The sequence below is a fragment of the Streptomyces sp. DSM 41931 genome (assembly GCF_050271085.1).
In the GTDB taxonomy this organism is placed as follows: Bacteria; Actinomycetota; Actinomycetes; order Streptomycetales; family Streptomycetaceae; genus Streptomyces; species Streptomyces albogriseolus.
On the sequence record NZ_CP189902.1, the window covers coordinates 4,137,328 to 4,164,109 of the forward strand.

The 26,782-nt window shown below is 70.0% G+C and carries 22 protein-coding genes and 3 tRNA genes; 18 read left to right on the top strand and 7 right to left on the bottom strand.

Going from position 1 to position 26,782, the window contains the following annotated elements:
- The first annotated feature begins 107 nt into the window (after window positions 1–107).
- The 7 genes from ACP7TJ_RS19330 (at window position 108) to ACP7TJ_RS19360 (ending at window position 3,475) form a co-directional block, all read left to right on the top strand.
- A tRNA-Thr gene (locus ACP7TJ_RS19330) sits at window positions 108–180 on the top strand.
- 46 nt (window positions 181–226) lie between these two features.
- A tRNA-Met gene (locus ACP7TJ_RS19335) sits at window positions 227–299 on the top strand.
- A gap of 88 nt (window positions 300–387) precedes the next feature.
- Window positions 388–552, top strand: a complete 165-nt coding sequence (gene rpmG / locus ACP7TJ_RS19340) for a 50S ribosomal protein L33 (RefSeq protein WP_003948671.1) — start codon at window positions 388–390, stop codon at window positions 550–552.
- Between the two features lie 119 nt (window positions 553–671).
- Window positions 672–1,124 carry a MaoC family dehydratase N-terminal domain-containing protein gene (locus ACP7TJ_RS19345; RefSeq protein WP_167745027.1) on the top strand — a complete coding sequence of 151 codons (453 nt, stop codon included), beginning with the start codon at window positions 672–674 and terminating at the stop codon, window positions 1,122–1,124.
- Window positions 1,125–1,132: 8 nt separating this feature from the next.
- Window positions 1,133–1,561 (top strand): MaoC family dehydratase, encoded by a 429-nt coding sequence (locus ACP7TJ_RS19350; RefSeq protein WP_093765497.1) that lies wholly within the window; start codon window positions 1,133–1,135, stop codon window positions 1,559–1,561.
- 59 nt (window positions 1,562–1,620) lie between these two features.
- Window positions 1,621–2,676: a UDP-N-acetylmuramate dehydrogenase gene (locus ACP7TJ_RS19355; RefSeq protein WP_427764167.1), complete on the top strand. Its 1,056-nt coding sequence runs from the start codon at window positions 1,621–1,623 to the stop codon at window positions 2,674–2,676.
- A gap of 79 nt (window positions 2,677–2,755) precedes the next feature.
- Window positions 2,756–3,475, top strand: coding sequence for a hypothetical protein (locus ACP7TJ_RS19360; RefSeq protein ID WP_367488820.1), 720 nt, complete (start codon window positions 2,756–2,758; stop codon window positions 3,473–3,475).
- Here ACP7TJ_RS19360 and ACP7TJ_RS19365 read toward each other — a convergent pair.
- Together ACP7TJ_RS19365 and ACP7TJ_RS19370 are read right to left on the bottom strand one after the other, a co-directional pair.
- Entirely contained in the window at window positions 3,420–4,460 is a 1,041-nt protein-coding gene (locus tag ACP7TJ_RS19365) for an adenosine deaminase (RefSeq protein ID WP_167745024.1), read from the bottom strand. The two genes, ACP7TJ_RS19360 and ACP7TJ_RS19365, sit on opposite strands and share 56 nt — an antisense overlap.
- A gap of 127 nt (window positions 4,461–4,587) precedes the next feature.
- Window positions 4,588–5,814, bottom strand: coding sequence for a pyridoxal phosphate-dependent aminotransferase (locus tag ACP7TJ_RS19370; protein WP_167745023.1), 1,227 nt, complete (start codon window positions 5,812–5,814; stop codon window positions 4,588–4,590).
- 284 nt (window positions 5,815–6,098) lie between these two features.
- On the opposite strand from ACP7TJ_RS19370, the gene ACP7TJ_RS19375 reads away from it, so the two are divergent.
- The 11 genes from ACP7TJ_RS19375 to ACP7TJ_RS19425 all read left to right on the top strand — a co-directional run bounded on the left by ACP7TJ_RS19375 (window position 6,099) and on the right by ACP7TJ_RS19425 (window position 20,120).
- A tRNA-Trp gene (locus ACP7TJ_RS19375) sits at window positions 6,099–6,171 on the top strand.
- Window positions 6,172–6,279: 108 nt separating this feature from the next.
- On the top strand, window positions 6,280–6,549 hold the full coding sequence (secE, locus tag ACP7TJ_RS19380) for a preprotein translocase subunit SecE (RefSeq protein WP_093765457.1): 270 nt from the start codon (window positions 6,280–6,282) through the stop codon (window positions 6,547–6,549).
- 80 nt (window positions 6,550–6,629) lie between these two features.
- Complete coding sequence (gene nusG / locus ACP7TJ_RS19385) at window positions 6,630–7,457, top strand: transcription termination/antitermination protein NusG (RefSeq protein ID WP_093765458.1); 828 nt, start codon at window positions 6,630–6,632, stop codon at window positions 7,455–7,457.
- Window positions 7,458–7,634: 177 nt separating this feature from the next.
- Window positions 7,635–8,069: a 50S ribosomal protein L11 gene (rplK, locus tag ACP7TJ_RS19390; protein WP_006130605.1), complete on the top strand. Its 435-nt coding sequence runs from the start codon at window positions 7,635–7,637 to the stop codon at window positions 8,067–8,069.
- Between the two features lie 81 nt (window positions 8,070–8,150).
- Window positions 8,151–8,876 carry a 50S ribosomal protein L1 gene (gene rplA / locus ACP7TJ_RS19395; protein ID WP_093765459.1) on the top strand — a complete coding sequence of 242 codons (726 nt, stop codon included), beginning with the start codon at window positions 8,151–8,153 and terminating at the stop codon, window positions 8,874–8,876.
- Between the two features lie 171 nt (window positions 8,877–9,047).
- Window positions 9,048–9,980 carry a hypothetical protein gene (locus ACP7TJ_RS19400; protein WP_427764174.1) on the top strand — a complete coding sequence of 311 codons (933 nt, stop codon included), beginning with the start codon at window positions 9,048–9,050 and terminating at the stop codon, window positions 9,978–9,980.
- 339 nt (window positions 9,981–10,319) lie between these two features.
- Complete coding sequence (rplJ, locus tag ACP7TJ_RS19405; RefSeq protein ID WP_006130602.1) at window positions 10,320–10,850, top strand: 50S ribosomal protein L10; 531 nt, start codon at window positions 10,320–10,322, stop codon at window positions 10,848–10,850.
- 114 nt (window positions 10,851–10,964) lie between these two features.
- Window positions 10,965–11,354 (top strand): 50S ribosomal protein L7/L12, encoded by a 390-nt coding sequence (gene rplL, locus ACP7TJ_RS19410; protein ID WP_167745021.1) that lies wholly within the window; start codon window positions 10,965–10,967, stop codon window positions 11,352–11,354.
- A gap of 581 nt (window positions 11,355–11,935) precedes the next feature.
- Window positions 11,936–15,421 carry a DNA-directed RNA polymerase subunit beta gene (gene rpoB, locus ACP7TJ_RS19415; RefSeq protein ID WP_093765462.1) on the top strand — a complete coding sequence of 1,162 codons (3,486 nt, stop codon included), beginning with the start codon at window positions 11,936–11,938 and terminating at the stop codon, window positions 15,419–15,421.
- Between the two features lie 94 nt (window positions 15,422–15,515).
- Window positions 15,516–19,427, top strand: a complete 3,912-nt coding sequence (locus tag ACP7TJ_RS19420; RefSeq protein WP_093765463.1) for a DNA-directed RNA polymerase subunit beta' — start codon at window positions 15,516–15,518, stop codon at window positions 19,425–19,427.
- A 162-nt stretch (window positions 19,428–19,589) separates the two neighbouring features.
- Window positions 19,590–20,120 carry a DUF1707 and DUF4190 domain-containing protein gene (locus ACP7TJ_RS19425; protein WP_093765464.1) on the top strand — a complete coding sequence of 177 codons (531 nt, stop codon included), beginning with the start codon at window positions 19,590–19,592 and terminating at the stop codon, window positions 20,118–20,120.
- A 12-nt stretch (window positions 20,121–20,132) separates the two neighbouring features.
- Here ACP7TJ_RS19425 and ACP7TJ_RS19430 read toward each other — a convergent pair whose 3' ends face one another.
- From ACP7TJ_RS19430 to ACP7TJ_RS19450, 5 genes are read right to left on the bottom strand one after another with little or no spacing between them, the layout of a single operon-like run.
- Window positions 20,133–21,374, bottom strand: coding sequence for a M48 family metalloprotease (locus ACP7TJ_RS19430; protein ID WP_387790784.1), 1,242 nt, complete (start codon window positions 21,372–21,374; stop codon window positions 20,133–20,135).
- A 44-nt stretch (window positions 21,375–21,418) separates the two neighbouring features.
- Entirely contained in the window at window positions 21,419–21,955 is a 537-nt protein-coding gene (locus tag ACP7TJ_RS19435) for a Pycsar system effector family protein (protein WP_427764180.1), read from the bottom strand.
- Window positions 21,952–23,415, bottom strand: coding sequence for a hypothetical protein (locus ACP7TJ_RS19440; protein ID WP_176710708.1), 1,464 nt, complete (start codon window positions 23,413–23,415; stop codon window positions 21,952–21,954). Before ACP7TJ_RS19440 ends, ACP7TJ_RS19435 begins: the two co-directional genes overlap by 4 nt.
- Window positions 23,416–23,449: 34 nt before the next feature.
- Window positions 23,450–25,657 (bottom strand): hypothetical protein, encoded by a 2,208-nt coding sequence (locus ACP7TJ_RS19445; protein ID WP_427764183.1) that lies wholly within the window; start codon window positions 25,655–25,657, stop codon window positions 23,450–23,452.
- A complete protein-coding gene (locus ACP7TJ_RS19450; protein ID WP_427764186.1) occupies window positions 25,654–26,460 on the bottom strand; it encodes a hypothetical protein in 807 nt (268 codons plus the stop codon). The genes ACP7TJ_RS19445 and ACP7TJ_RS19450 overlap by 4 nt, the downstream gene beginning before the upstream one ends.
- Between the last annotated feature and the right edge of the window lie 322 nt (window positions 26,461–26,782).

A 26,782-nucleotide genomic window follows, 5' to 3' on the forward strand; every position in this document is an offset into this window, starting at 1 on the left:
AGGAGCGCAATAGTCGTACCGGTGTGGCCCGTCCGCCCGGGAGGGGGACGGAGGCCGGAATCGGATTTGGGCGAACGGCGGCGGACCGTGTAATGTCTTCATCGCTCGCCCCAATAGCTCAGTCGGCAGAGCGTCTCCATGGTAAGGAGAAGGTCAACGGTTCGATTCCGTTTTGGGGCTCTGGTGTGAGAGGTTCCCGCCGCGAGGCGGGGCCCGATCGCATCAAAGCGGTGTAGCTCAGTCGGTAGAGCAAGCGGCTCATAATCGCTGTGTCACCGGTTCAAGTCCGGTCACCGCTACAGACAGTAGCCGATTGCGGGGTCGGTCCTTCGATCGGCTACTCTTCTTGCGTTAATCAAGTCCATCCGTTCGTCAAGGAGCACTCACGTGGCTGCCACCGACGTCCGCCCGAAGATCACGCTGGCCTGCGTGGAGTGCAAGGAGCGGAACTACATCACCAAGAAGAACCGGCGTAACAACCCGGACCGTCTTGAGATGAAGAAGCACTGCCCGCGTTGCAATGCGCACACCGCGCACCGCGAGACGCGATAAAACAGGCTCGTACACGAGGCCGTCCCCCCACTCGGGGGGCGGCCTCGTGTCGTTTCCCCACCGACACCACACACCGTGAGACACGTCGGTCCTGAACCGACACAGGAGGTGCCGCGCGTATGGCGCTCGACCAGTCCTTCGTGGGGCGGGCCTACCCGCCCACCGAGCCCTACGAGGTGGGCCGGGAGAAGATCCGCGAGTTCGCCGAGGCAGTGGGCGACGCCAACCCGGCGTACACGGACACGGAGGCGGCCCGGGCGCTCGGCCACCCCGACGTGATCGCCCCGCCGACCTTTGTGTTCGCCATCACGTTCAAGGCCGCAGGACAGGTCGTCGCCGACCCTCAGCTCGGCCTCGACTACAGCCGGGTGGTGCACGGCGACCAGAAGTTCGCCTACAACCGGCCCGTGCGCGCCGGTGACCGGCTGACCGTCACCTCCACCATCGAGACCATCCGGACGATGGCGGGCAACGACATACTGGACATCCGCGGCGAGGTGCACGACCAGGACGGCGAGCACGTCGTGACCGCCTGGACCAAGCTGGTGGCCCGCGCGGCCGAGGAGGCGTGAACCACACCATGACGGCGAAGATCTCCTACGCCGACGTCGAGGTCGGCACCGAGCTGCCCGCACAGACGTTCCCCGTGACGCGCGCCACCCTCGTCCAGTACGCGGGAGCCTCCGGCGACTTCAACCCCATCCACTGGAACGAGCGGTTCGCCAAGGAGGTCGGCCTGCCCGACGTCATCGCGCACGGCATGTTCACCATGGCCGAGGCGGTCCGCGTCGTGACCGACTGGGTGGGCGACCCCGGCGCGGTCGTCGAGTACGGCGTCCGCTTCACCCGCCCGGTCGTCGTGCCCGACGACGACAAGGGCGCCGTCATCGAGGTCAGCGGCAAGGTCGCCGCCAAGCTCGACGACAACACCGTCCGGGTGGACCTCACCGCGACCAGCGCCGGCCAGAAGGTCCTCGGCGCCTCGCGCGCGGTCGTACGCCTCGCCTGAGCGGGAGCCGCGGCGGCGGGGGAGCGGGGGCGGCGGCGCCGTCTCGTAGTCTTGAGCCCGTGCAGGAACTCCACGACGCCCCCCTCGCCCCGCTGACCACCTTCCGGCTGGGCGGCCCCGCCACCCGGCTGGTCACCGCGACCACCGACGACGAGGTGATCGCCGCCGTCCGCGAGGCCGACGCCGCCGGCACCCCGCTGCTGGTCATCGGCGGCGGCTCCAACCTGGTCATCGGCGACAAGGGCTTCGACGGCACCGCCCTCGTCGTCGCCACCAAGGGCGTCACCCTCGACGGCACCGACCTCGAACTGGCCGCCGGCGAGGTGTGGACCGACGCCGTCGCCGCCACCGTGGAGGCCGGACTCGCCGGCATCGAGTGCCTGGCCGGCATCCCCGGCTCCGCCGGCGCCACCCCCATCCAGAACGTGGGCGCGTACGGCCAGGAGGTCGCCTCGACGATCACCGAGGTCGTCGCCTACGACCGGCGCTCCGGCGAGACCGTCACGCTCTCCGCCGAGGAGTGCGCCTTCTCCTACCGGCACAGCCGCTTCAAGGCCGACCCCGAGCGGTACGTCGTCCTGCGCGTCCGCTTCCGGCTGGAGGACGCCGGCGGGATGTCCGGGCCGGTCAAGTACGCCGAGACCGCCCGCGTGCTCGGCGTCGCGCCCGACGAGCGGGTGCCGCTGGCCACCGCCCGCGACACGGTGCTGAAGCTCCGCGCCGGCAAGGGCATGGTGCTGGACCCCGAGGACCACGACACCTGGTCGGCCGGCTCCTTCTTCACCAACCCGATCCTCGACGACGAGACGTTCGCCGCATTCCGTACGCGTGTGCGGGAGCGGCTGGGGGACGGCGTGGAGCCGCCCGCCTACCCCGCCGGCGAGGGGCGCACCAAGACCTCCGCGGCCTGGCTGATCGACAAGGCCGGCTTCACCAAGGGGTACGGCAGCGGGCCCGCCCGCATCTCCACCAAGCACACCCTCGCCCTCACCAACCGCGGCGACGCCACCACGGAGGACCTGCTGGCGCTGGCCCGCGAGGTCGTGGCGGGCGTCCGCGAGGCGTTCGGGATCACCCTGGTGAACGAGCCGGTCATGGTCGGCGTCAGCCTCTGAACGGCACGGGTGCGGGGGAGTAATTCCGTTGCCGTGACCCGCCCGACGCGCGTATCCCTGACGTCATGAGGGAGCATCCGTGCGGCTGAGAACCGAGGAGTTCCGGCCGCGTGCCGGGCGCTACGCCTTCCGGGTCGTCCAGCCGCGCCCCGCGCTGCGGCACACCACGCTCAACGACCCGATACGCGACTGGGGCTACCTGGTCGGGGACCACGACGGACTGGCCCGCCTCGCCGGGCTGTTCTCCTTCGCCGCGTACTCCCCGCACACGGTCGTCCACGTCCCGCTCCGGCAGAGCATTCCCCGCGACTACCCCCAAGGCGTGCCCGTCGACCTCGTGCTCGCCCACCAGACACTCGGGCTGCGGCCCTCCGCGTGGCCGGCCCTGCGCCGCGGGCTGACCCACGGCGTCCCGCGGACCGTCCGCACCGACGAACGGCGCACCGCGTGCCACGGCGCCGCCTGGGAGGAGCTCTGGGAGCAGCGCTGGGACCGCCTGCCCCGGGTGGACCGCCTGCAGCCCGCCGTCCACGCCCGGACCCTGTTCCTGTTCGGCGCGCGGGACACCTTCGCCGCCGCGTCCCTGCGGATCGGCGAGGCGGCCGGCTTCGGTCCGCTCGGCAGGAGGGCGGCCCAGGGGCACGACGTGCTCAGCAGCTCGCTCACCACACTGCTGCCCCTGTCCCGGGGCCCGAGGACGGAGCTGGACGTCGGCTTCCAGGCGTATCCGCCCCTGGCCCACTTCACCCGACCGGGGCGGTCAGCCAGGCGTCGACGTCCGACAGCAGCTTCTCCTTGACGCCCTCCGGCGCCGCCGAGCCCCGGATCGACTGCCGGGCCAGCTCGGCGAGCTCCGCGTCGGTGAAGTCGTGGTGCCGCCGCGCGATCTCGTACTGCGCCGCCAGCCGGGAGCCGAACAGCAGCGGGTCGTCCGCGCCCAACGCCATCGGCACGCCCGCCTCGAACAGCGTGCGCAGCGGCACGTCCTCCAGCTTGTCGTACACGCCGAGGGCGACGTTCGACGCCGGGCACACCTCGCAGGTGACGCCCCGGTCCGCGAGCCGCTTCATCAGCCGCGGGTCGTCCGCCGCCCGCACGCCGTGCCCGATCCGGTGCGCCTCCAGGTCGTCCAGGCAGTCCCGCACCGACGCGGGGCCCGCCAGCTCGCCGCCGTGCGGCGCCGACAGCAGGCCGCCGTCCCGGGCGATGGCGAACGCCCGGTCGAAGTCGCGGGCCATGCCGCGCCGTTCGTCGTTGGAGAGGCCGAAGCCGACGATCCCCCGGTCGGCGTAGCGCACGGCGAGGCGGGCCAGCGTGCGGGCGTCCAGGGGGTGCTTCATCCGGTTGGCGGCCACCAGCACCCGCATGCCGAGCCCGGTGTCGCGGGACGCCGAGTCCACCGCGTCGAGGATGATCTCCAGCGCCGGGATCAGCCCGCCCAGCCGGGGCGCGTACGAGGTCGGGTCGACCTGGATCTCCAGCCAGCCGGAGCCGTCCCGCAGGTCCTCCTCGGCCGCCTCCCGTACCAGGCGCTGGATGTCCTCGGCCGATCTGATGCACGAGCGTGCCGCGTCGTACAGGCGCTGGAAGCGGAACCAGCCGCGCTCGTCCGTGGCCCGCAGCCGGGGCGGTTCCCCGCCGGTCAGGGCGTCGGTCAGCGCCTCGGGCAGGCGCACCCCGTACTTGTCGGCCAGCTCCAGCACGGTGGTGGGCCGCATCGACCCGGTGAAGTGCAGATGCAGATGGGCCTTCGGCAGCTCAGAGACATCACGTACACGCTCCATCCGGCGATCCTGCCGCACGCCAGGGCCGTCCCGGTAGCGCTTTCGCCGTTCGTGGTCTTGCTCGCACAGACGAACGGGGGCGCCCAGGACAGTCCTGGGCGCCCCCGGAGCGGAACGGAAGGGACTGTCAGTCCCGCGCCTCCGCCAGCAGCTTCTGGATGCGGCTCACGCCTTCGACGAGGTCCTCGTCGCCCAGCGCGTAGGACAGCCGCAGGTAGCCCGGCGTGCCGAACGCCTCACCGGGGACCACCGCGACCTCGGCCTCCTCCAGGATCAGCGCGGCCAGCTCGACCGTGTTCTGCGGACGCTTGCCGCGGATCTCCTTGCCGACCAGCGCCTTCACCGACGGGTAGGCGTAGAACGCGCCCTCGGGCTCGGGGCAGACCACGCCGTCGATCTCGTTGAGCATCCGCACGATGGTCTTGCGCCGGCGGTCGAACGCCTCGCGCATCGTCGCGACCGCGTCCAGGTCGCCGGAGACGGCGGCGAGGGCGGCGGCCTGCGCGACGTTCGACACGTTCGACGTGGCGTGCGACTGGAGGTTGGTCGCGGCCTTCACGACGTCCTTCGGGCCGATGACCCACCCGACCCGCCAGCCGGTCATGGCGTACGTCTTGGCGACGCCGTTGACGACGACGCACTTGTCGGCCAGCTCGGGCACGACCACCGGCAGGGAGTGGAACTCGGCGTCCCCGTAGACCAGGTGCTCGTAGATCTCGTCGGTGAGGACCCACAGGCCCTTCTCGGCGGCCCAGCGGCCGATCTCCTCGATCTGCGCGCGGCTGTACACGGCGCCGGTCGGGTTGGAGGGCGAGACGAAGAGGAGAACCTTGGTGTTCTCCGTGCGGGCCGCCTCCAGCTGCTCCACGCTCACCCGGTAGCCGGTGGTCTCGTCGGCGACGACCTCCACCGGGACACCGCCCGCGAGCCGGATCGACTCGGGGTACGTCGTCCAGTACGGCGCCGGGACGATGACCTCGTCGCCCGGGTCGAGGATCGCGGCGAAGGCCTCGTAGATGGCCTGCTTGCCGCCGTTGGTGACCAGGATCTGGGCCGGGTCGACCTGGTAGCCGGAGTCGCGGAGGGTCTTGGCGGCGATCGCCTGCTTCAGCTCGGGCAGGCCGCCGGCCGGGGTGTACCGGTGGTACTTCGGGTTCTTGCAGGCCTCGATCGCGGCCTCGACGATGTAGTCCGGCGTCGGGAAGTCGGGCTCACCGGCGCCGAAGCCGATCACCGGTCGCCCGGCGGCCTTGAGGGCCTTGGCCTTGGCGTCCACGGCGAGGGTGGCGGACTCGGAGATCGCGCCGACTCGGGCGGAGACCCGGCGCTCGGTGGGAGGGGTTGCAGCGCTCATGAGGCCCATCGTTCCAGACACGAAACACACTCGGCACAGCGGTTTCACGGACTGAGCAACACCGGGCAAAGGGTGGAACACCAGTCCCCATCGCGCGTCCGCGGGCGGTGTGGCCAGGACGATCACCGGCCTTTCCCTGGCCGGTACGCCCCCTCCCAGGCACTTTCTGTTCGACGCCCGGCCCAGGAACACGTACACTCTCACCTCGTTGGCCTTCAGCGGTCCGCGCTCAGCCGGTGCACACCAAGCTTCCGGCCGGATGCGGTACGTTGGGGGACGCACAAAGGGTCGTAGCTCAATTGGTAGAGCACTGGTCTCCAAAACCAGCGGTTGGGGGTTCAAGTCCCTCCGGCCCTGCTACACACACCTTCGCCAGGATGTGTGCGCATGTACGTACAGCAATGCACCGCCGTGCGGCTCAGACCGGGCGCGGCACGGCCACGACCCGGAATCAGGTGAGGACGAGTGACGGACGCCGTGGGCTCCATCGACATGCCTGATGCCCAGGAGCAGAAGCCCCGCAAGGGCGGCAAGCGTGCCAAGAAGGGCCCTCTGAAGCGTCTCGCGCTCTTCTACCGCCAGATCATCGCGGAACTCCGCAAGGTCGTCTGGCCCACTCGCAACCAGCTGACGTCGTACACGACCGCGGTCATCATCTTCGTGGTCCTGATGATCGGCCTGATCACCCTGATCGACTATGGCCTCAGTAACGCCGCCAAGTACGTCTTCGGCTGATCCCCGAGCGAAGAGCGCCGAGGTACCCGGCGCTCCTTTCGCATGTTCCACCCCTATGTATCCAGGAAGAAGCAGCCACCGTGTCTGACCCGAACGTGAACGACGCCGTCGAGCCTTACGGCGAAGGGGCCGAGTCCGCCGAGGACGCGCTCGCCGCCGTGGAGGACGCGGACGTCGAGGACACCGAGGCCTCCGCCGAGGCCGAGGCTGCCGACACCACCGACGCCGAGGCCGCGGAGGACGAGTCCGCCGAGGCCGCGGAAGAGGCCGAGGCCGAGCCGGAGGACGACCGCGACCCGGTCGAGAAGCTCCGCGAGGAACTGCGGTCCCTGCCCGGCGAGTGGTACGTCATCCACACCTACGCGGGCTACGAGAACCGCGTGAAGACCAACCTCGAGCAGCGCGCCGTCTCGCTCAACGTCGAGGACTACATCTTCCAGGCCGAGGTGCCGCAGGAAGAGGTCGTCCAGATCAAGAACGGCGACCGCAAGACGATCAAGCAGAACAAGCTCCCGGGTTACGTCCTGGTCCGCATGGACCTGACGAACGAGTCCTGGGGCGTCGTCCGCAACACCCCGGGTGTCACGGGCTTCGTGGGCAACGCCTACGACCCGTACCCGCTGACGCTGGACGAGATCGTCAAGATGCTCGCCCCGGAGGCCGAGGAGAAGGCCGCCCGCGAGGCCGCCGAGGCCGAGGGCAAGCCGGCTCCGCAGCGCAAGGTCGAGGTCCAGGTGCTGGACTTCGAGGTCGGCGACTCGGTCACCGTCACCGACGGCCCGTTCGCCACGCTCCAGGCGACCATCAACGAGATCAACCCCGACTCCAAGAAGGTCAAGGGCCTGGTGGAGATCTTCGGCCGCGAGACGCCGGTCGAGCTCTCCTTCGACCAGATCCAGAAGAACTAGCCTTCTGGACCGGCTGAGAAACAGCTTCCGCGCAGGTCAGGCGAACGCTCGCGCGTTTGTCTGACCTGCGCGGTTTTTGGCCGCGCATCCATACCCGTTATCGTTGTGCGGTATGCCTGCGTCCTGGAGGTTTCCGGGACCCGGGCAGGACCCGAATTCGAAAGGACCCGGAGAGCCATGCCTCCCAAGAAGAAGAAGGTCACGGGGCTCATCAAGCTCCAGATCCAGGCCGGTGCCGCGAACCCGGCCCCGCCGGTCGGCCCCGCGCTGGGTCAGCACGGCGTCAACATCATGGAGTTCTGCAAGGCCTACAACGCCGCGACCGAGTCGCAGCGCGGCTGGGTCATCCCGGTGGAGATCACGGTCTACGAGGACCGTTCCTTCACCTTCATCACCAAGACCCCGCCGGCCGCCAAGATGATCCTCAAGGCCGCGGGCGTGGAGAAGGGCTCCGGCGAGCCGCACAAGACGAAGGTCGCGAAGATCACCCGCGACCAGGTCCGTGAGATCGCCACCACCAAGATGCCCGACCTCAACGCCAACGACCTGGACGCCGCCGAGAAGATCATCGCCGGCACCGCCCGTTCCATGGGCGTCACGGTCGAGGGCTGACCTCCACCTCCGTAAGCCAAGCAGTAGTGGCAGGGCCTGCTCGGCCCGGACCACGACTCCTCGAACACACAGGAGCTTTCAGTGAGCAAGCGCAGCAAGTCTCTCCGCGCTGCGGACGCCAAGATCGACCGGGAGAAGCAGTACGCCCCGCTCGAGGCCGTCCGTCTCGCCAAGGAGACGTCCACGACCAAGTTCGACGGCACCGTCGAGGTCGCCTTCCGTCTGGGTGTCGACCCGCGTAAGGCCGACCAGATGGTCCGTGGCACCGTGAACCTCCCGCACGGCACCGGTAAGACCGCCCGGGTCCTGGTCTTCGCGACCGGTGACCGTGCCGAGGCCGCGCGTGCCGCGGGCGCCGACATCGTCGGCGCCGACGAGCTGATCGACGAGGTGTCGAAGGGCCGTCTGGACTTCGACGCCGTCGTCGCCACCCCGGACCTCATGGGCAAGGTCGGCCGCCTCGGCCGCGTGCTCGGTCCCCGTGGTCTGATGCCGAACCCGAAGACCGGCACCGTGACCCCGGACGTCGCCAAGGCTGTCAACGACATCAAGGGCGGCAAGATCGAGTTCCGTGTCGACAAGCACGCGAACCTGCACTTCATCATCGGCAAGACGTCGTTCGACGACACCAAGCTGGTGGAGAACTACGGCGCGGCCCTGGAGGAGATCCTCCGTCTGAAGCCGTCCGCCGCCAAGGGTCGCTACATCAAGAAGGCCGCCCTCAGCACCACCATGGGCCCCGGCATTCCGCTCGACCCGAACCGCACCCGCAACCTCCTCGTCGAGGAGGACCCGGCCGCCGTCTGAGCCGGGTGAGCCGGCCGACGGCCGGACTCGCGCACGCGTCGAAGAACCCGTCCTCACGCCCGACTCGGGCGCGAGGGCGGGTTTTTCCGTACGCCTGTGTCGTTGGCGTGGGCTACGGTTCACAGGCATCACACACGTGGTGCAGCGAGAGACAGCAGGGGTGGGAATCTGATGGCCATGGCCGCATGGAAGCGCTCGGGTGTCTGTCTGACGGCCGCGGCGGTCGTCGTGGGCCTCGCGGGGTGTCAGGACGGTGACGACGGGGGCAGCAAGAAGGCCGGCGCCTCTGCCGAGGGGCAGACGCGGGACGAGGCGGCCGAGGTGCTCCAGGCCGCTTTCAAGAAGACCTCGGAGGCGAAGTCCTCCAAGATCCGGATGACCATCGAGACGTCCGGGACCGCCGCGGAGAGCGGCACCATGCAGATGTCCGGGGTGCAGGGATGGGACCCGGCGGTCATGGACGTCACCATGAAGGGCACCGGATTCGCCGCCGCCGGCCCCGGGGCGCCCGAGCAGGTGCGCGTGATCATGCTCGACGGCGTCATGTACATGGACCTGGGCACGGAGCAGGCCGCGGAGATGGACGGCAAGCGCTGGATGAAGCTGGACTTCAAGGCCGCCGCCGAAGCGACGGGCGACCCGGCGGTCCAGAAGCAGCTGACCGGCGGCCTGGAGAACATGAACCAGGACCCGGCGCAGCAGCTCGCCCTGCTGCTGGAGTCGCCGAGCCTGAAGCACGTGGGCCCCGAGAAGGTCGACGGGGTGGAGGCACAGCACTACAAGGGCACGCTCAGCTTCAAGGAGATGATCGACGCCAACACCTCCTTCGAACTGCTCTCGAAGGAGGAGCGGGACGAGCTCGTCGCCACGGCCGAGAAGTCGGGGATGAAGGGCTACGACACCGAGATCTGGGTCAACGAGGACGACCTCCCCGTCAAGATGGTCGTCGGTATGACCATGGCCGAGGGCACGATGAAGATGACCTCGCACTTCTCGGACTACGGCGCCAAGGCCGAGGTCGAGGCCCCGCCGGCCGGTGAGACCTTCGACTTCGTGCAGATGCTCAAGGAGCTGGAGTCGCAGGGCGCCGGCCCGGCTGCCTAGCTTCCCGGCGGGGGCTCCCGAGGCGCCGCACGCCGGGCGCCTGGAGCCCCCGATCGGCCGATTTGCCTGACGCCGATACGGTCACGTACTCTTCCGAGGAAGCCAAAGACCGCTGGTCGTTGCCGTGCGCTCGTAAGAGGGTGCGGTGGCCGAAGGATCCGCTGAACTGCGGACGACCCGCGCAGGTGACAGTGGAAGAGTTCCCGGTAGGCCGCCGCCGCGAGGCGCGGAGATCCGGTTGAGCTTCGCCCCGTGCGCCTGCGCCCGGGGCGTTTCGTTTTCCCCAGTCCTCCTTCGGGTCCGCGCGGTCCGAATCACCCGGAAGGAGGCCGAGGCTCTATGGCGAGGCCCGACAAGGCTGCCGCGGTTGCCGAGCTGACGGACAAGTTCCGCAGCTCCAACGCCGCCGTGCTGACCGAGTACCGCGGTCTCACCGTGGCGCAGCTCAAGACGCTGCGTCGTTCGCTCGGTGAGAACGCCCAGTACGCCGTGGTGAAGAACACGCTGACCAAGATTGCGGCCAACGAGGCCGGGATCACGCTCGACGACCAGCTCTTCGCTGGCCCGACGGCGGTCGCCTTCGTCACCGGTGACCCGGTGGAGTCGGCGAAGGGTCTTCGTGACTTCGCCAAGGACAACCCGAATCTCGTCATCAAGGGCGGTGTCCTTGACGGCAAGGCGCTGTCCGCCGACGAGATCAAGAAGCTCGCGGACCTCGAGTCCCGCGAGGTGCTGCTCTCCAAGCTGGCCGGTGCCTTCAAGGCGAAGCAGTCCCAGGCTGCCTCCGTCTTCCAGGCGCTGCCGTCGAAGCTCGTCCGCACCGTGGACGCGCTCCGTGCCAAGCAGGACGAGCAGGGCGGTGCCGAGTAATTCGGCTCGCTTTCCGGTCCTCGCCGCATGAGGTGAGGACCGATGCGGGCCCGAGTAACGCCCGCCTCACCCAGTACACCCGGCACCTGCCGATTTAGTGGAAGGACCGCCATCATGGCGAAGCTCACCCAGGACGAGCTGCTGGCCCAGTTCGAGGGCATGACCCTCATCGAGCTCTCCGAGTTCGTGAAGGCCTTCGAGGAGAAGTTCGACGTCACCGCCGCCGCGGCCGCCCCGGTCGTCGTCGCCGGTGGTGCCGCCGGTGGCGCCGCCGCCGAGGCCGTCGAGGAGAAGGACGAGTTCGACGTCGTCCTCACCGGCGCCGGCGAGAAGAAGATCCAGGTCATCAAGGTCGTGCGCGAGCTGACCTCCCTGGGTCTGAAGGAGGCCAAGGACCTCGTCGACGGCACCCCGAAGCCGGTCCTCGAGAAGGTCAACAAGGAAGCCGCCGACAAGGCCAAGGAGGCCCTCGAGGGCGCCGGCGCCTCCGTCGAGGTCAAGTAAGACCTTCCGGGTCCGCAGGGATCCGTCACGCGCCTTCGAAGGCGTGTAACGCTCAAGTGCCGAGGAGCGATCATCCATCCGGGTGGTCGCTCTTCGGTGTATCGGGGGGTCGGCGGCGGCCGCCTTGCACCCGGGACGGCGGGGGGTATGGTGATCTTCGTTGTGCCTCCGAGGGGCCGCGGAGATGAGCCGGACGGCGGCGGTTCGCGCAAGGGGGGCCCTTGACGAACCGCACGCAGCGCGCAATTCTCAGGACGCGTCGTCACAAGGATCCGAATCCGAGGCATGGATCGACGGCAAAGAGGGCAGTATCACCGTGCGTTGAGGGCAGCGCCTTGCCGCAGGAGTTGATGACAACGAGGGCCTCCACCCGGTCTCGTACACCGCACTGGACATCAGTGTGCCAAGTGGCTACACTGACCCTTTGCGCTGCCTGTTAGCTGTCCCCTGCCCGTCACCAGGGGCATGCCCTCACTCGAGCATGGACGACCGGATCATCTCCGACCTGGAATGTCCGTCTCTGCGCCCAGTGGGGGGCCGGTACGCGCGTAGTGAGTCCGAGCCCTCGGAAGGACCCCCTCTTGGCCGCCTCGCGCAACGCCTCGACCGCGAATACGAACAACGGCGCCAGCACCGCCCCGCTGCGCATCTCCTTTGCAAAGATCAAGGAGCCCCTCGAGGTTCCGAACCTTCTCGCGCTGCAGACCGAGAGCTTTGACTGGCTGCTCGGCAACGACGCGTGGAAGGCTCGCGTCGAGGAGGCTCTCGAGAACGGGCACGACGTCCCCACCAAGTCCGGTCTGGAGGAGATCTTCGAAGAGATCTCCCCGATCGAGGACTTCTCCGGGTCGATGTCGCTGACCTTCCGCGACCACCGCTTCGAGCCGCCGAAGAACTCCATCGACGAGTGCAAGGAGCGCGACTTCACGTACGCCGCCCCGCTCTTCGTCACGGCCGAGTTCACCAACAACGAGACCGGCGAGATCAAGTCCCAGACCGTCTTCATGGGCGACTTCCCGCTCATGACGAACAAGGGCACCTTCGTCATCAACGGCACCGAGCGTGTCGTGGTGTCCCAGCTGGTGCGCTCGCCCGGCGTCTACTTCGACTCCTCCATCGACAAGACCTCCGACAAGGACATCTTCTCCGCCAAGATCATCCCGTCCCGGGGTGCCTGGCTGGAGATGGAGATCGACAAGCGCGACATGGTCGGTGTGCGCATCGACCGCAAGCGCAAGCAGTCCGTCACCGTCCTCCTGAAGGCGCTCGGCTGGACCACCGAGCAGATCCTCGAGGAGTTCGGCGAGTACGAGTCCATGCGCGCCACCCTGGAGAAGGACCACACCCAGGGCCAGGACGACGCGCTGCTCGACATCTACCGCAAGCTGCGTCCGGGCGAGCCCCCCACGCGTGAGGCCGCGCAGACGCTGCTCGAGAACCTCTACTTCAACCCCAAGCGCTACGACCTCGCCAAGGTCGGCCGCTACAAGGTGAACAAGAAGCTCGGCGGCGACCAGCCGCTCGACGCCGGCGTGCTCACCACCGACGACATCATCGCCACGATCAAGTACCTGGTGAAGCTGCACGCCGGTGAGACCGAGACGGTCGGCGAGTCGGGCCGGACGATCATCGTCGAGACCGACGACATCGACCACTTCGGCAACCGCCGCATCCGCAACGTCGGCGAGCTGATCCAGAACCAGGTCCGTACGGGTCTCGCCCGTATGGAGCGCGTCGTGCGCGAGCGCATGACCACCCAGGACGTCGAGGCGATCACGCCGCAGACCCTGATCAACATCCGGCCGGTCGTCGCCTCCATCAAGGAGTTCTTCGGCACCAGCCAGCTGTCCCAGTTCATGGACCAGAACAACCCGCTGTCGGGGCTGACGCACAAGCGTCGTCTGAACGCCCTCGGCCCGGGTGGTCTCTCCCGTGAGCGGGCCGGCTTCGAGGTCCGTGACGTGCACCCCTCGCACTACGGCCGCATGTGCCCGATCGAGACGCCGGAAGGCCCGAACATCGGTCTGATCGGTTCGCTCGCCTCCTACGGGCGGATCAACCCGTTCGGCTTCATCGAGACGCCGTACCGCAAGGTCGTCGACGGCCAGGTCACCGACGAGGTGGACTACCTGACCGCCGACGAGGAGGACCGCTTCGTCATCGCGCAGGCCAACGCGCCGCTCAACGACGACATGCGCTTCGTCGAGAACCGCATCCTGGTCCGCCGCCGCGGCGGCGAGGTCGACTACGTCCCCGGTGACGAGGTCGACTACATGGACGTCTCGCCGCGCCAGATGGTGTCGGTCGCGACCGCCATGATCCCGTTCCTCGAGCACGACGACGCCAACCGTGCCCTCATGGGCGCGAACATGATGCGTCAGGCCGTGCCGCTGATCAAGAGCGAGGCCCCGCTCGTCGGCACCGGCATGGAGTACCGCTCCGCCGTCGACGCCGGCGACGTGGTCAAGGCCGAGAAGGCGGGTGTGGTCCAGGAGGTCTCCGCGGACTACATCACCACCGCCAACGACGACGGCACGTACATCACGTACCGCCTCGCCAAGTTCTCCCGGTCCAACCAGGGCACCTCGGTCAACCAGAAGGTCATCGTCGCCGAGGGCGACCGGATCATCGAGGGCCAGGTCCTCGCCGACGGTCCGGCCACCGAGAACGGTGAGATGGCGCTCGGCAAGAACCTGCTGGTCGCGTTCATGCCGTGGGAGGGTCACAACTACGAGGACGCGATCATCCTGTCGCAGCGCCTCGTGCAGGACGACGTCCTCTCCTCGATCCACATCGAGGAGCACGAGGTCGACGCCCGTGACACCAAGCTCGGCCCCGAGGAGATCACCCGGGACATCCCGAACGTCTCCGAGGAGGTCCTCGCCGACCTCGACGAGCGCGGCATCATCCGCATCGGCGCCGAGGTCATCGCCGGCGACATCCTCGTCGGCAAGGTGACCCCGAAGGGCGAGACCGAGCTGACCCCCGAGGAGCGCCTGCTGCGCGCGATCTTCGGTGAGAAGGCCCGTGAGGTCCGTGACACCTCGCTGAAGGTGCCGCACGGCGAGACCGGCAAGGTCATCGGCGTCCGCGTCTTCGACCGCGAGGAGGGCGACGAGCTTCCCCCCGGTGTGAACCAGCTGGTGCGCGTCTACGTCGCGCAGAAGCGCAAGATCACCGACGGTGACAAGCTCGCCGGCCGTCACGGCAACAAGGGCGTCATCTCCAAGATCCTGCCCATCGAGGACATGCCGTTCCTCGAGGACGGGACCCCGGTCGACATCATCCTCAACCCGCTGGGCGTGCCGTCCCGAATGAACCCGGGACAGGTTCTGGAGATCCACCTGGGCTGGCTCGCCAGCCGGGGCTGGGACGTCTCCGGCCTCGCGGAGGAGTGGGCCGAGCGCCTCCAGGCCATCGGCGCCGACAAGGTGGAGCCCGGCACCAACGTCGCCACCCCGGTGTTCGACGGTGCGCGCGAGGACGAGCTCGCGGGCCTCCTCCAGCACACCATCCCGAACCGCGACGGCGAGCGCATGGTGCTCCCGTCCGGCAAGGCGCGGCTGTTCGACGGCCGCTCGGGTGAGCCGTTCCCGGACCCGATCTCGGTCGGCTACATGTACATCCTGAAGCTGCACCACCTGGTCGACGACAAGCTGCACGCCCGCTCGACCGGTCCGTACTCCATGATCACCCAGCAGCCGCTGGGCGGTAAGGCTCAGTTCGGTGGCCAGCGGTTCGGCGAGATGGAGGTGTGGGCACTCGAGGCGTACGGCGCCGCCTACGCGCTCCAGGAGCTGCTGACCATCAAGTCCGACGACGTCACCGGCCGCGTGAAGGTCTACGAGGCCATCGTCAAGGGCGAGAACATCCCCGAGCCCGGCATCCCCGAGTCCTTCAAGGTGCTCATCAAGGAGATGCAGTCCCTGTGCCTCAACGTGGAGGTGCTGTCCAGCGACGGTATGTCCATCGAGATGCGTGACACCGACGAGGACGTCTTCCGCGCAGCGGAGGAGCTTGGCATCGACCTGTCCCGGCGCGAGCCGAGCAGCGTCGAAGAGGTCTGACGGGAGTCCGGCGGCCTTCCCCGTGAAGGCCGCCGGCCCCAGGACCCCCGTTTCAGACCCCATGACTTACAACCCTGAGAGGGATTGACGCATAGTGCTCGACGTCAACTTCTTCGACGAGCTCCGGATCGGCCTGGCCACCGCTGACGACATCCGTCAGTGGAGCCACGGCGAGGTCAAGAAGCCCGAGACCATCAACTACCGCACCCTCAAGCCCGAGAAGGACGGACTCTTCTGCGAGAAGATCTTCGGTCCGACCCGGGACTGGGAGTGCTACTGCGGCAAGTACAAGCGCGTCCGCTTCAAGGGCATCATCTGCGAGCGCTGCGGCGTCGAGGTCACCCGTGCCAAGGTGCGTCGTGAGCGGATGGGCCACATCGAGCTCGCCGCCCCCGTCACGCACATCTGGTACTTCAAGGGTGTCCCGAGCCGGCTGGGCTACCTGCTCGACCTGGCTCCGAAGGACCTCGAGAAGGTCATCTACTTCGCCGCGTACATGATCACGTACGTGGACGAGGAGCGCCGTACCCGCGACCTGCCGTCGCTGGAGGCCCACGTCTCCGTCGAGCGTCAGCAGATCGAGAACCGCCGGGACGCCGACCTGGAGGCCCGCGCCAAGAAGCTCGAGACCGACCTGGCCGAGCTGGAGGCCGAGGGCGCCAAGGCCGACGTGCGCCGCAAGGTGCGCGAGGGCGCCGAGCGTGAGATGAAGCAGCTGCGCGACCGTGCGCAGCGCGAGATCGACCGCCTCGACGAGGTGTGGAACCGGTTCAAGAACCTCAAGGTCCAGGACCTCGAGGGCGACGAGCTGCTCTACCGCGAGCTGCGTGACCGCTTCGGCACGTACTTCGACGGCTCGATGGGCGCCGCGGCGCTGCAGAAGCGCCTGGAGTCCTTCGACCTCGAGGAGGAGGCCGAGAAGCTCCGCGAGATCATCCGCACCGGCAAGGGCCAGAAGAAGACCCGCGCCCTGAAGCGGCTGAAGGTCGTCTCCGCGTTCCTGCAGACCTCCAACAGCCCCAAGGGCATGGTCCTGGACTGCGTCCCGGTCATCCCGCCGGACCTGCGTCCGATGGTGCAGCTGGACGGTGGCCGCTTCGCGACCTCCGACCTGAACGACCTGTACCGCCGTGTCATCAACCGCAACAACCGCCTGAAGCGGCTTCTCGACCTCGGCGCGCCCGAGATCATCGTGAACAACGAGAAGCGCATGCTCCAGGAGGCCGTGGACGCGCTGTTCGACAACGGCCGCCGTGGCCGTCCGGTCACCGGTCCGGGCAACCGCCCGCTGAAGTCCCTCAGCGACATGCTGAAGGGCAAGCAGGGCCGCTTCCGTCAGAACCTGCTCGGCAAGCGTGTGGACTACTCCGCGCGTTCCGTGATCGTCGTCGGTCCGCAGCTGAAGCTGCACCAGTGCGGTCTGCCGAAGGCGATGGCGCTGGAGCTGTTCAAGCCGTTCGTGATGAAGCGCCTGGTCGACCTGAACCACGCGCAGAACATCAAGTCGGCCAAGCGCATGGTCGAGCGCGGCCGCACGGTCGTGTACGACGTGCTGGAAGAGGTCATCGCGGAGCACCCGGTTCTGCTGAACCGTGCGCCCACGCTGCACCGCCTCGGCATCCAGGCCTTCGAGCCGCAGCTGGTCGAGGGCAAGGCCATCCAGATCCACCCGCTCGTCTGCACCGCGTTCAACGCGGACTTCGACGGTGACCAGATGGCCGTCCACCTGCCGCTCTCCGCGGAGGCGCAGGCCGAGGCCCGCATCCTGATGCTGTCCTCGAACAACATCCTCAAGCCGGCCGACGGCCGCCCGGTGACGATGCCGACCCAGGACATGGTCCTCGGTCTGTTCTTCCTCACCACCGACGGCGAGATGCGCGACCTCAAGGGCGAGGGCCGTTCCTTCGCCTCGGTCGCGGAGGCGATCATGGCCTTCGACGCGGGCGAGCTGTCGCTCCAGTCGAAGATCGACATCCGCTTCCCGGTCGGCACCATCCCGCCGCGCGGCTGGACCCCGCCGGCGGACGAGGACGGCGAGACCGAGGGCGCCTCGGAGTGGCAGCAGGGGGACCCGTTCCGCCTGACCACCACCCTGGGCCGGGCGCTCTTCAACGAGCTGCTGCCCGAGGACTACCCGTTCGTCGACTACGAGGTCGGCAAGAAGCAGCTCTCCGAGATCGTCAACGACCTCGCCGAGCGCTACCCGAAGGTCATCGTGGCGGCGACGCTCGACAACCTGAAGGCGTCCGGCTTCTACTGGGCGACCCGTTCCGGCGTCACCGTGGCCATCTCCGACGTCGTCGTTCCCGAGGCGAAGAAGGAGATCGTCAAGGGCTACGAGGCGCAGGACGAGAAGGTCCAGAAGCAGTACGAGCGCGGTCTGATCACCAAGGACGAGCGCACGCAGGAGCTCATCGCGATCTGGACCAAGGCGACCAACGAGGTCGCCGAGGCGATGAACGACAACTTCCCGAAGACCAACCCGATCTTCATGATGGTGAACTCGGGTGCACGAGGCAACATGATGCAGATGCGTCAGATCGCCGGTATGCGTGGTCTGGTGTCGAACGCGAAGAACGAGACGATCCCGCGTCCGATCAAGGCGTCGTTCCGTGAGGGCCTGTCCGTGCTGGAGTACTTCATCTCCACGCACGGCGCCCGTAAGGGTCTGGCGGACACCGCTCTGCGTACCGCCGACTCGGGTTACCTCACCCGTCGTCTGGTCGACGTCTCCCAGGACGTCATCATCCGCGAGGAGGACTGCGGCACCGACCGCGGTCTGCGCCTCAAGATCGCCAGCCGGGACGAGACGGGCGTGCTCCGCAAGGAGGGCGACGTCGAGACGTCCGTGTACGCGCGCTGCCTCGCCGAGGACATCGTGGTCGACGGCCAGGTGCTGGCCCCGGCCGGCACCGACCTGGGCGACGTCCTCATCGAGGAGCTCGTCTCCCGCGGCGTCGAGGAGGTCAAGACCCGCTCGGTCCTGACCTGCGAGTCCGCCGTCGGCACCTGCGCGATGTGCTACGGCCGTTCGCTGGCCACCGGCAAGCTGGTCGACATCGGTGAGGCGGTCGGCATCATCGCCGCCCAGTCCATCGGTGAGCCCGGCACCCAGCTGACGATGCGTACCTTCCACACCGGTGGTGTGGCCGGTGACGACATCACCCAGGGTCTGCCGCGTGTCGTCGAGCTCTTCGAGGCCCGTACCCCGAAGGGTGTCGCCCCGATCTCCGAGGCCTCCGGCCGCGTGCGGATCGAGGAGACGGAGAAGACGAAGAAGATCGTCGTCACCCCGGACGACGGCAGCGACGAGACGGCGTACCCGATCTCGAAGCGCGCCAAGGTCCTGGTCTCCGAGGGCGACCACGTCGAGGTGGGCCAGCAGCTCACCGTGGGTGCCACCAACCCGCACGACGTGCTGCGCATCCTGGGTCAGCGTGCCGTCCAGGTCCACCTGGTCGGCGAGGTCCAGAAGGTCTACAACTCGCAGGGCGTGTCGATCCACGACAAGCACATCGAGATCATCATCCGGCAGATGCTGCGCCGTGTGACGATCATCGAGTCCGGCGACGCGGAGCTGCTGCCCGGCGAGCTGGTCGAGCGGTCGAAGTTCGAGACCGAGAACCGCCGTGTGGTCCAGGAGGGCGGTCACCCGGCCTCCGGCCGTCCGCAGCTCATGGGTATCACCAAGGCCTCGCTGGCCACGGAGTCCTGGCTGTCGGCGGCGTCCTTCCAGGAGACGACGCGAGTCCTCACGGACGCGGCGATCAACGCCAAGTCCGACTCGCTCATCGGCCTCAAGGAGAACGTCATCATCGGTAAGCTCATCCCGGCCGGTACGGGTCTGTCCCGCTACCGCAACATCCGGGTCGAGCCGACCGAGGAGGCCAAGGCCGCGATGTACTCGGCCGTCGGCTACGACGACATCGACTACTCGCCGTTCGGCACGGGCTCCGGCCAGGCCGTTCCGCTGGAGGACTACGACTACGGTCCGTACAACCAGTAAGCGGGTCGTCTGAACCGAAGGGCGGTCACTCCGTACGGGGTGGCCGCCCTTCGGCGTGTGCGCCTCCCGGCGCGTCCGTGGAACCGCACCGCCCGTCCGCTGCGTTCCAGTGGGTGAAACGCTCATACTGGGACTGTCCGTCCCGGCCCTGGGGAGGCAGCCGTGTCGTATCCGACTCCGTGGCAGGGTCCTCCGCTGCCGGGGCCCGGCGGGCCCTCGATGCTGGCCTCCCACGCGGACCGCGAGCGTGCGGTGGACGTGCTGCGCGCCGGGTACGGGGAGGGCCGCCTGGACCACCCCGAGTTCGAGAAGCGGGTGGCGCGCGCCTACTCGGCGCGCACGGTGGGCGAGCTGTCGCTTCTGGTGGCCGATCTGCCGCAGGGCCCGATGCCGCAGCCGGTGACGCCCCACGGGCCGGTGCCGGCGGCGTTCCTGCCCCGCCCGCAGGCCCGCACCAACGGCAAGGCGCTGGCGTCCATGGTGTGCGGAGTGCTGTGCGTGGCCACCGGAGGACTCACGGGGCTCCCTGCCGTGATCCTCGGGCACATGGCGCAGTCGGAGATACGCCGCACCGGCGAGGCCGGTGACGGCATGGCCCTCACCGGGCTGGTGCTCGGGTGGCTGTCGGTGGCCGGCTGGCTGATCTTCCTGGGGCTGTTCGGCCTGCTGGCGGTGGTGGCGACGTCGGGCTGAGCCGCCTCGGCCTCAGCGCGCCGGCTGGAGGTACTCCTGAAGGTGGTGCAGCCGGGTGTGGTAGTCCGGGTGCGAGGACAGCAGCCTGCTCGCGGCCGTTTCCTTCATCCGCGCGCCGCCGCCCTGCCCGGCCGCGGCGAGCCGTGCCTGTTCCTGCGCCTGCTCCTGCTGGTGCAGCTTCTCCAGCACGGCGGCCAGCATCGGCGCGAAACCGAGCGCCGCCGCGTGCCGGTCGGCCCGCAGCTCGGAGCGGCGGCCGACGGCGGCGAGGGCGTACGGCATGCCCAGGAGCAGCAGCGGCAGGCCGTACAGGGTGCTGACGGTGGCGAGGGCGATGCCGCCGGCGCAGAGGCCGAAGAAGGCCACGCCGATGCAGGAGAAGGCCCGCGACACGTGGAACAGGAAGCCGGTGACGGCGCGCAGCAGCCGCCAGGCGATCCGGCCGGGCAGCGCGTACCAGTGGCCGAGCAGCCCGGACCAGGCGTGCCCGCCGACGTGGTGGCCCAGCTCGTGGGCCATGACGGCGGCCAGCTCGCCGTTGGGCAGCCGGTTCAGGGCGAAGCTGGTCACGCCCACGATGTGGCCGGCCGCGGCGACCGCGTTGAGGCTGTCGCTGTCCTCGACCCACAGCTCGTAGGCGCGGCCCTCGACGCCGGCGCGGGCGGTGACCTCGCGCCAGACCGGTTCGAGTGTGGCCCGTTCCTGCGGAGTGGGGTAGCGCAGACGGAGCAGATGGCGCGCGAGGGCGCTTTCGGTGGGCCGGTGGAACACGAGTGCGCCGCTGGCCAGCCAGGCGAGTATCACCAGCAGGCCGAGGTCTCCGAAGATCAGTGAGACCAGGCCGACGACGACCAGGCTGCACAGGAAGTTCGGCAGATGCAGGAGCAGGCTGCCGAAGGCGGTGGCGTCGGTGTGCCGCTGCCGGCTGGAGACGTGGACGCGCCCGCGGTGGGCGGTGTCGATGTGGTGCGGGTGCGGCGGGACGGCGGCGGCCTGCGGGTCAGGGTACGGAGGCTGGAACCGAGGAGCCGAGGGGTACTGCGGGGGCTGCGGACCCGTCGGGTACGGGGGCGGCTGTGCGGCGGCCGCGGGGTACTGCGGGGGCTGCGGGTACGGCGGTGCCTGCGGCGGGATGTGCGGCTGCCGCGGCCCCGGTACGGGCGGGCGGGCCGGCGGGACCTGGGCCGCACCGGGGTGCGCGGGCCCGCCCGTCGGCTCGGGGTACTCCGGCGGGATCGGCGGTGGCTGGGTCATCGTGCTTCCTTCGGTTGACGTGCGTGGGCGGCCGCTTGCGTGGGTCAGCCGATCAGCAGGGAGGCGGGCAGCAGGAGCGTGCCGGTGCAGAAGGTGATCAGGCCGGCGCGGATCCACTGGTGCTTGCGCCAGGCGATCCGGCTGGTCTCGGTGAGCGCCGTCGTCAGGGCGGCCAGGGGGTCGGCCTCGGTGTCGGCGAGCGCGGTGTCCAGCCGGCCCGCCTCCACGGCCCGCCGGATGTCGCCGAAGTACGACAAGGGCTGTCCCGGCGCCCAGCTCCCGCTGCGGTAGCGGGGCAGGACGGCGAGGAGCAGCGTCGGCAGGGACAGGGCGAGGGCCAGGGTCCCGGTCCACCACACCACGGCCCCGACGGCGGACAGCGCGTCCGGCGACCAGTCCCGCCCGGCGAGCAGCCCGCTGAACGCGCCCGCGGTGATGCCGAGCGCGGCGACCAGGACGGCCGCCTTGCTGTCGGCGCGGGCGATCTCGGTCCGCAGGTCCGCGAGCAGGCGTTCGCCCACCTGGGCGCGGGCGGGGGAAGGGGGCGCGGGGGAGGCGGCGTCCGGGGTGACGGCTGTCATGACTCCGGCTCCTTCTCCGTGGGCGCTGTCGGGTCGGGCGTGGCGGGCGGTTGCGGCGGAGGCGCGGTCGGCGTGGTGCCGTAGCCCGGGGGCGGCTGCCAGGCCGGAGTCGTCGGGGGCGGCGGGTACGCCCCGGCCGTGGGCGCGGGTGATGCCGGCGGGGTGTACGGGCCGGGCGGGGGCGTCCGGGGCGGTCCGGGCGGCGGGGTGTAGGGCGCGCCGGACGGCGGGGGGAAGGCCGTGGGCGGAGGCGGAGGTGCGTACGGGGTGCCGGGTGCACCGGGGGATGCGGCGGATGCGGGAGGCGCCGCAGGCGGGGTGCCGTCCGTCCTGGCCCCGTCCGTCCCGGCCCCGTCCGGCGACGGCAGCAGCGGCGGGTTCTGCGGTACCCCGGGCAACCGCTGGTTGAGGATGTCGCTGACGGTGCGCAGCGCGAGCTGCTTGGGCCCTTCCAGCTCGAACTTCTCCGCGCCCTCCCCGCCCAGCAGCTCCTTCACCAGTTCCATCTGCGCCTGGATCATGCGGAGCTGGTCCTCGCGCAGGCTGCTCATCACCAGCTGCGAGTCCTCCGGGTGCTGCGCCAGATGCAGTGCCCAGGCCTGCACCCCGCCCTGCGAGAGATGCCACTGATAGAACTCGATCTTCTTGGCCTCGATCTGCTGCATCTCCAGCATCTGCTGCCCCTGGAGCATCGCCTGTTCGTGCTGCCAGCGGTGCTGCTGCATGGCCAGCTCCTGCTGCTGACGGCCGTACTCCAGGGACCGCGCGGACTGGAGCGCGTCCTGCTGCCGGTGGCGTTCGTCCATGGCGCGGTCGACCCGCATGCCCTCCTGCGCCGCGTGGACCTGCTCCTCCGCGGAGTGGCCGATCTGCTGGATCCTCCGCTGGTGGTCGATGTTCGCCTGGTCCCGGCGCAGCCGGAGCGTCCACGTCACCTGGAGCCCCGCGGGCGCGCCCAGCGGACCGACGACGGTGACGGCGCTCAGCAGTTCCCGCTCGGCCCGCGCGCTGTCCTCGACGGAGAAGCGGCGGGTCACCGGGCGGGCCGCCTGCTGGAGTTCGCCGATGAGCAGCGCGGGCACGTCCCGGACGCCGCAGGCCACGAACCGCGCCGGGTCCAGCACCTGCCAGGTGACGTCCACCTCGGCGGTGAACTCGAAGGCGTCGTTGTCGCTGGGCAGGGTGAGCGTCTCGGTGAACGGGTGGACGCCCATGTCCACCTCGTACACGGCGGTGTAGCGGCGGGCGGCGATCTCACCGCGGCTGGGCCGGGCCGGCGGCGGATAAGCCTCGTAACCGCCCTTCGGGGTGGAGAAGACCAGGGCGTGGTCGATGCGGACCACGTGCTTCAGGGACAGCTCGAAGCGGGACAGCTGTCTGACGGTGAGCACGGGGTCGATCAGCCGGGTGTGCCGGTCGGCAGGCTGCTGCCACTCGGGCGGACGATGGAAGGAAGGCATGGCGCGGATGTCTTTCGTCGGTGGGGTCGGAGCGTCAGCGGGGCGGCAGCGTGCCGAGCAGCCGGGCGGCGACCTCCGGCGGGGGGTTCCCGTCCTCGCCGGGCATGGTGCGCAGCAGGTGACTGAGCCGCTGGTGCTCCGTGGGTGTGGTGACGAGCCTCGGCAGCAGTGCGGCGAGCGCCCATTCGACGGTGGTGGAGCGGTCGGCGGCCAGGACCCACGCGCGCATCGCCGTGAGCGCGCTCGTCGTGTGGTGCGGGTCGTCGAGCGCCTCGCGCCACAGGTGCGCGATGCCGTCGGCGGCCCGGTTCTCGTCGGTCGCGGCGCGGGCGTACCAGTCGAGGACCAGCGGGACGCCGTGGCGCTCGTCGTCCTGGGTGCGGCCGCAGGCGCTGATGAAGCCTCCGACGGCCAGGTCGTGCACGGCGCGGTCGTCGTCGAGGTGGGCGCGCAGGTCGTCGAGGACATCGGAGGAGGCGGGGGAGAGCAGCAGCAGCACCACGGCGTCCGCGAGCTCCCCGGCCGTCTCCACGTCGAAGTCGTCCGGGTCGCCGGCGTGCCGGTACAGCTCGCGGGCCGCGGCGCGCAGTGCGGCGAGCGCCTGGGCCGGCCGCTCGGGGCCGATCAGGGCGTACGCGCGGACCGCCACCCAGCGCAGCCGGCGGTCCTCGGCGGCCGACCAGGTGTCGAGGATGCGCGGCACGTTGGGGGTGCCGATGTGGTGGGCGAGGGTCAGCGAGTTGACGGCGACGAGCCGGTGGCGGAACCGCTTGGACCGCGCCCACACCTCGATGACCAGCGCCATCGCGGACGGCAGGTCGGTGCGGGCGAGGACGGCGACGGTGGACGCGGCGCGGGTGCGCACCAGGGGGCGGCCGTCGTCGGCGAGCCGGCGCAGCCACTGGATCAGCGCGGGCCGCGCCGACGGGTGGCCCGTCCACACCTCGCGCAGCAGCACCAGCGAGGCCCGCTCGTCGTGGAACGCGGCCTTCGTCTGCGTGACCGGGCCCCACTCGGTGTGCTCCTCGCCCTCGGACAGCCGGGCGCGGGCGAGCTGGAGGCGCTTGCCGATGTGGGTGCCGAAGACCGGGATGTCCGCGGCCAGGGAGCGGTTCTGGGTCTGCTGGAGGAAGTCGTAGAGCCGGTCCCCGAGTTCGGCGGTGAGCGCGTAGGGGCCGTCGTCGAACGCGGCGAGCGCGATCAGGAACGCCTTGTCTCGCAGATGGACGGTGGTCTCGTCCTCCTCGAACCACTCGCGGACCTGGTTCTCCAGCGACACCAGCGAGAAGGCGGCGACCTCCTGCTCGGTGGCCTCGCCCGCGTTGTACCGGCCGAGCAGCTGGGCGAAGGCGGCGACCTCGCGCAGTTGATGGCCGTGGTCGAGGAACTCCTTGACCGCCGGCAGCCCCAGCAGGCGCGGTACGGCGTCCTCGCCGGCGCGGACCCGCAGATGCGCGGCGAGCACGTCCTCGGTCGCGGGCGGCCGCCACACGAAGGGGAACACGTCGTCCTCCAGGACGGCGGTCGGTCCGACGGTGATCACCGCGTACGCGTTCTGCTCGGCGAGGCGGTCGGCGGCGCCGAGCAGGTGGGTTTCGCGGAGGGCGCTGCCGCGGCGGGTCTCCAGGTCGCACAGCACGTAGCCGCGGGCCGCGCCCGTGCGGTCCGTGGTGCCGTCCGGCGCGGTGAAGGCGTCGGCCAGGGAGCCCGGGGTGGTCGCGCGGTCGAGGGCGACCACGGGGGCGGCGCCGAGCCGGTGCAGCAGCATCAGGGCGGCCGTCCGGCGGCCGCTGAAGCGGGCGCCGGACAGCACCAGCACCCGCTCACGGCGCAGCCGTTCGACCAGGTCGCCGAAGGCGTCGTCGGCGGTGACGAAGGTGGCGGCGAGCCGGGTGAGGGTGGTGGGCGGGATCTCCCCCGAGGCGGAGGCGGCCGTGGACAGGCCGGGGAACGTCCAGTGGTGGACCGTCTTGCTGCCCATGACCACGTCGCCGGTGACCCGGCCGCCGGAGACGCCGTGCTGGTCGCCCGCGACGTAGCCGCCGCCGAACGCCGCGTGCGAGCCGACCTTCATGGTGCGGGGGCTGTGGTCGACCAGGTCGCGGCGGGCCGCCCACGCGTCCTGCGGCTGGTCGTGCTCCTCCGTCTCCTCGGCGGAGGACTCCTTCGCGGGGTGCTCGTCGGGGGCGGTCCCGTCCGGGGCGGTGGCGTCCCCCGGGGCCGCCGGGTCGGGGCCGGTCATGAGCGGTCTCCGTCCGTCTTGCCGCCCATGACCACGTCGCCGGTGACCCGGCCGCCGGAGACGCCGTGCTGGTCGCCCGCGACATAGCCGCCGCCGAACGACACGGAGCCGCCGTTGACGTCCAGGACCGGACCCGGCGCCGGGGCTCCCCGACGTGCTGCCGGCGCCGGGCGGTCCCCCGATCCGCCCGGCGCCTCCCCCGTCCCCCGCTCACCGTGGTCCTCCCCGGCCGACGGCACGGGGCCGTGCAGCCACGCCGTCAGCGGGCCGTTCTTCGTGCCTACCGTCACCTGGTGGAAGTCGGCGGCCGGGACGCCCGGGTGGTCGTGGCGTACGACGCCCTGGTACACGGAGTCCGAGACGCACAGGGCGAAGTCGTCGGGGCGCTCGCGCAGGGCCGCGCGCAGGAGGGCGGCGTCCAGCAGGCGGCAGGCGTGGTTCAGGTCGGAGCCGACCCAGCCGTCGAGGTCGTCGACGGCCACGTAGCCGCCGGCGACGACGCCGCGGAGCCGCATCTGCGCCGAGCGGGACGCCATGCGGTTCATGGCGCGCAGCTGCACGGGGACCTCGGTGAGCAGGGCCCGCAGCAGCGCGGTGACCGGGGCGTTCGCGTCGATCAGCTCCATCACGGAGTCGCCGCGGTCGGCGCGCGTGCGCAGGGTCTCCTCGATGCCGGCGGTCTCCAGCGCCCGGTCGGTGACGTCGTACAGCATGCGCCGCAGATACGCCTGCTCGACGTCGTCCCGGTCGCTGAACCTCTCGATGTCCAGCAACAGGATCGTGCGGCTCACGGGGTGGGTCATGGTCGCCCTTCGACGGATGGGGTGGTCGCGCAGGGCAGCAGAGTGGCGTGAGCGGGGGGTGGGGCGTGAGGGCGTATGACCCACAGAAACTGTGTACGCGTACACAGAAGCGCCCCCTGAAGGGGCGCGGGGAACTGCGCGCTCAGCCCCCACGCCGCTGGGGGTGCCGTCTGCGCCCACCCGTGCCGCCCTGCGGCACGACTGCCCGCAGACGGCGGCGGTGGTGGTGCGGCCCGGGAGGGGCGCGGGGAACTGCGCGCTCAGCCCCCGCGGGCCGTCCGCCGGACCGCTGCGGGGTGCCGTGGTTTGCGCCGCGACGGTC

Coding starts and splice junctions, on each gene's coding strand:
- ACP7TJ_RS19430 (WP_387790784.1), bottom strand. CDS start 21,374: ATGACCCAGCCACCGCCGATCCCGCCGGAGTACCCCGAGCCGACGGGC.
- ACP7TJ_RS19450 (WP_427764186.1), bottom strand. CDS start 26,460: ATGACCCACCCCGTGAGCCGCACGATCCTGTTGCTGGACATCGAGAGG.
- ACP7TJ_RS19435 (WP_427764180.1), bottom strand. CDS start 21,955: ATGACAGCCGTCACCCCGGACGCCGCCTCCCCCGCGCCCCCTTCCCCC.
- rplL (WP_167745021.1), top strand. CDS start 10,965: ATGGCGAAGCTCACCCAGGACGAGCTGCTGGCCCAGTTCGAGGGCATG.
- rplK (WP_006130605.1), top strand. CDS start 7,635: ATGCCTCCCAAGAAGAAGAAGGTCACGGGGCTCATCAAGCTCCAGATC.
- ACP7TJ_RS19445 (WP_427764183.1), bottom strand. CDS start 25,657: ATGACCGGCCCCGACCCGGCGGCCCCGGGGGACGCCACCGCCCCGGAC.
- ACP7TJ_RS19350 (WP_093765497.1), top strand. CDS start 1,133: ATGACGGCGAAGATCTCCTACGCCGACGTCGAGGTCGGCACCGAGCTG.
- ACP7TJ_RS19345 (WP_167745027.1), top strand. CDS start 672: ATGGCGCTCGACCAGTCCTTCGTGGGGCGGGCCTACCCGCCCACCGAG.
- ACP7TJ_RS19440 (WP_176710708.1), bottom strand. CDS start 23,415: ATGCCTTCCTTCCATCGTCCGCCCGAGTGGCAGCAGCCTGCCGACCGG.
- ACP7TJ_RS19365 (WP_167745024.1), bottom strand. CDS start 4,460: ATGGAGCGTGTACGTGATGTCTCTGAGCTGCCGAAGGCCCATCTGCAT.
- rplJ (WP_006130602.1), top strand. CDS start 10,320: ATGGCGAGGCCCGACAAGGCTGCCGCGGTTGCCGAGCTGACGGACAAG.
- ACP7TJ_RS19370 (WP_167745023.1), bottom strand. CDS start 5,814: ATGAGCGCTGCAACCCCTCCCACCGAGCGCCGGGTCTCCGCCCGAGTC.
- ACP7TJ_RS19400 (WP_427764174.1), top strand. CDS start 9,048: ATGGCCATGGCCGCATGGAAGCGCTCGGGTGTCTGTCTGACGGCCGCG.